Origin of the sequence: Klebsiella sp. YJ (assembly GCF_002108615.1) — a bacterium.
Taxonomy (GTDB): Bacteria; Pseudomonadota; Gammaproteobacteria; order Enterobacterales; family Enterobacteriaceae; genus Klebsiella; species Klebsiella planticola.
Map to the genome: position 1 here is coordinate 1 of NZ_MTEG01000076.1, position 3,960 is coordinate 3,960.

3 protein-coding genes and 1 pseudogene are annotated in these 3,960 nt (G+C 48.5%); all 4 read right to left on the reverse strand.

Features of this window, described 5'->3' with window-relative positions; all coding sequences use genetic code 11:
- A pseudogene (locus BV390_RS30045) lies at positions 1–123 on the reverse strand (IS6 family transposase); the annotation flags it as partial.
- 165 nt (positions 124–288) lie between these two features.
- The gene (locus BV390_RS30050; protein WP_001572372.1) at positions 289–765 is read right to left on the reverse strand and encodes a WbuC family cupin fold metalloprotein; all 477 of its coding nucleotides are present in this window, start codon (positions 763–765) and stop codon (positions 289–291) included.
- 76 nt (positions 766–841) lie between these two features.
- Positions 842–2,461 (reverse strand): phosphoethanolamine--lipid A transferase MCR-9.1, encoded by a 1,620-nt coding sequence (locus tag BV390_RS30055; RefSeq protein ID WP_001572373.1) that lies wholly within the window; start codon positions 2,459–2,461, stop codon positions 842–844.
- A gap of 100 nt (positions 2,462–2,561) precedes the next feature.
- A protein-coding gene (locus BV390_RS30060) for an IS3-like element IS3 family transposase (RefSeq protein WP_085947771.1) occupies positions 2,562–3,724 on the reverse strand; the annotation gives its coding sequence in 2 pieces (ribosomal slippage) (positions 2,562–3,463 and positions 3,463–3,724; 1,164 coding nt in all).
- Between the last annotated feature and the right edge of the window lie 236 nt (positions 3,725–3,960).

The window sequence follows — 3,960 nt, forward strand, 5'->3', positions numbered from 1 at the left end:
ATTCACTCCGCGTTCAGCCAGCATCTCCTGCAGCTCACGGTAACTGATGCCGTATTTGCAGTACCAGCGTACGGCCCACAGAATGATGTCACGCTGAAAATGCCGGCTTTTGAATGGGTTCATGTGCAGCTCCATCAGCAAAAGGGGATGATAAGTTTATCACCACCGACTATTTGCAACAGTGCCTCTACTCTTGCCACAGGTTTACGAGTAGGTGATTTGGGAGGAAGCGTCTTAGCCTTTGAAGTTGGCGCGAAGGAGAGAATGGCACTCCGTGCAACGCATTAATTACCGCGGATATCCGCCATCACCTACTTGCGCCTGTGTGTACCATTTCATCAGCTCTGCAGTTCCCGGCTCGTTTTCGGCGGGGGCCCATGGGGCGGCATCTTGATCAGCAACAGGCTGGTACCTACCGTGTTTTACCTCAAAAATAACGCCGCCTTCATCCAGTGACAATACGGTATGCCAGGTGCCTGCATCCATCTCCAGCACTTTACAGTCCTCACCTAACACGACGCGCTGGGTCAGGTTACCCAGGTCATCAAAGTTCAATACCAAAAAGCGACCGGTAAGGGATGTCAGCAGTTCAAAAGTATGCGGGTGGCGATGAGGGCGAACATAAGTTCCCGGTTCCATAGCAATAGCCAGACGCTGCACCGGGTCGCTCAATTCAGGGTGGAAATTATGATGGGCACGTAAGCGGGGGGAATTTGCGGCTTGTGCGCTTTGCTTGCGTAGGTCGTTGAAAGTAAGTTGTTTCATATTATAAGCCTTATTGCATTCTTGCAGCTTACGGCAACCAGGTTGCCGTAAGGCTTTTTGTTATACTAACAATCGATTAGCCACGGCATTCGCGGAACAAATCGCGGTCAGGATTATAGACGCTGGTGCTTACGTCCCACAGCCCCAAAATCGATGAGAACAGGTTGTCGTGGGAATATGATTTTTTCGCCGCATTATTTTCAAGGCAAGACATGTTGATGTGTTTCCCGGCGATAAAGCCCGGTGACATCCAGACCTGCATCGGAATATGCGTCTGCTGATCCGGTGCCAGTTTGTACGGCGTGCCGTGCAGATATAGCCCGCTTTCGCCCAATGATTCACCATGATCGGACACATAAAGCAGCACGGTGTTGTACTGATCGCTGTAATTTTTTAGCTTTTCAATCATCTCAGCTAATACATAGTCTGTATAACGAAGGGTGTTGTCGTAGGTGTTGACCAATTGTTCCTGAGTACAGTTTTCGATATCGCTACGTGCACATTCGGGCATGAAGTGGCGATGCTCAGCCGGATAACGCAGGTAATAAGTCGGTCCATGGCTGCCAATGATATGGAAGGCGACAAGCTTATCACCTGGCATTTTGGCGATTTCATCATCAAGGTTTTCCAGCATCACCTCGTCATGGCACGTTTTGCCATCGCACAGTTTCGGGTTATCACTAGGCTTAATTTCGACAGTCGGGATGCGGCTACATACGCCTTTACAACCGCCATCGTTCTCTTTCCATAACAGCGAGACACCGGTTTTCTGCACGATGTCGAGGAAATTTTCACTGTTAGATGCTTTTTTACTGTCGTACTCGGTGCGATTCATATTCGAGAACATGCACGGAACGGATATTGCGGTAGCGGTACCGCAGGAATGCATATTTTTAAACGAAATAACGCCGCCGGATTTGCTGGTAAAGGCATTGGTATCACGCGAATAACCGTTCATCGAGAAATTCTGGCTGCGTGCCGTTTCGCCAATCACCAGGAACATCAGCGTGGGTTTTTCGTGAGCGACGACGCGTTTAGCATCATTCCCCAGCGTCTGGAAAGGCACTTTAGTCGTAAAGTACGTATCCTTAACATACTGGAAAGTGCTGTAAGCGTAGTTCGCCGGGATGATCTCTTTATTCAATGTCGAGTTATTGCGGCCGACAGAGGCATAATCCTGATAATAAAGTGCGGCAACACCTGCAATCAAACTCAACGATGCCAGCACGGAGAGCAAACGGTAAGCAATGCCTTTATACCATTTTTCAGGATATTGAATTTTTATTGAAAAAAGGAGGATGGCAGGAAGGATACCGGTAAAGACGAACCATATAATAATTGAGCCATTAAGATAGGAATGCGCTTCCTGGGGGTTAGTTTCAATAATGTTTTGAATCATCGTTTGATCAAACATTACTTTATATTTTAGTGTCGAATAACTGACCAGTGAGCCAGTGATAAACAGTAAAGCAAAGAAAGGTTTCAGCAGAAAACGAACTGAGAAAGGCATAAAAACAACGTTAAGCGCCGCAACCAGAACAAAGGGAATAGAAATGACAAAACCAATTTTGACATGCTCTAAATGCGACAAAATCTCGTAAAAATGCAGCAATATTGGCCAGTTAAGTAAAAACGCAAAGATCATTGCCAGAAGTAAAACCAGCGGAATAACTTTCACCCTGAAAAGTACAGGCATTAACACCTCCGGAAAATAGTAAACCAGTAAAAACATTGATGATAATTACAACAATTCAATCTAATATTATTGATCCTACCCACGTAATATGGACACAGGCCTAAGCGAGGTTCTTGTTTTCAAATTGTTCCGGACTGAGGCCGCCACACCAACTGTGCCGCCGCCACCGATTGTAATCACATTCGATATAATTAAACACCGTTGCCCGCATTATTTCTCGGCTGATAAAGTGTTCTCCATGGATACATTCCACTTTCAGCGAATGAAAGAAGCTTTCCACGCAGGCATTATCGTAGCAGCAACCTTTTGCGCTCATACTTCCACGCAGATTATGCCGCTTCAGTTGCGCCTGATAATCTGCTGAACAGTACTGGCCTCCACGGTCCGTGTGAACGATAACGTTCCGGGGCCTCTTACGCCGCCACAGCGCCATCTGCAGGGCATCGCAGGCCAGTTGCGCCGTCATGCGTGGCGACATTGACCAGCCAATAACGGCACGTGACCACAGGTCAATGACCACTGCCAGATACAGCCAGCCTTCATCTGTACGTAAGTACGTGATGTCTCCTGCCCACTTCTGGTTCGGGCCACTGGCGTAAAAATCCTGCTCCAACAGATTTTCTGACACAGGCAGGCCGTGTGCGCGGTAGCTGACCGGGCTGAACTTCCGGGAGGCCTTTGCCCTCAGTCCCTGACGGCGCAGGCTTGCCGCCACGGTTTTTACGTTAAAGGGGTAACCCTGAGCACGCAGTTCATCCGTCAGGCGTGGGGCACCGTAACGCTGTTTTGACCGGGTAAAAGCCGCGAGGACAACGCTGTCGCAGTGTTGGCGGAACTGCTGACGCGTGCTTATCCTTGTCCGCCGCTGACACCACGTATACCAGCCGCTGCGGGCCACCCGGAGCACGCGGCACATTGCTTTGATGCTGAACTCAGCCTGATGTTTTTCAATAAAGACATACTTCATTTCAGGCGCTTCGCGAAGTATGTCGCGGCCTTTTGGAGGATAGCCAGCTCTTCATCCCGTTCTGCCAGCTGGCGTTTGAGACGTGCAATCTCGGTAGACATCTCCAGTTCACGTTCAGAAGACGTCTGCTGATTTTGCTGTTTACTGCGCCAGTTGTAGAGCTGTGATTCATACAGGCTGAGTTCACGGGCTGCGGCAGTAACACCGATGCGTTCAGCAAGCTTCAGGGCTTCACTGCGAAATTCAGGCGAATGCTGTTTACGGGGTTTTTTACTGGTTGATACTGTTTTTGTCATGTGAGTCACCTCTGACTGAGAGTTTACTCACTTAGCCGCGTGTCCACTATTGCTGGGTAAGATCATATGATTGCCTTATTCGCTGCAAAGCAGAGATTATCATTCTGAAATCTTAGGTTAACCTTAACGAGGCTTTGTTGAATAAATCAGATTTCGGGTAAGTCTCCCCCGTAGCGGGTTGTGTTTTCAGGCAATACGCACGCTTTCAGGCATACCTGCTTTCGTCATTTTGTTCA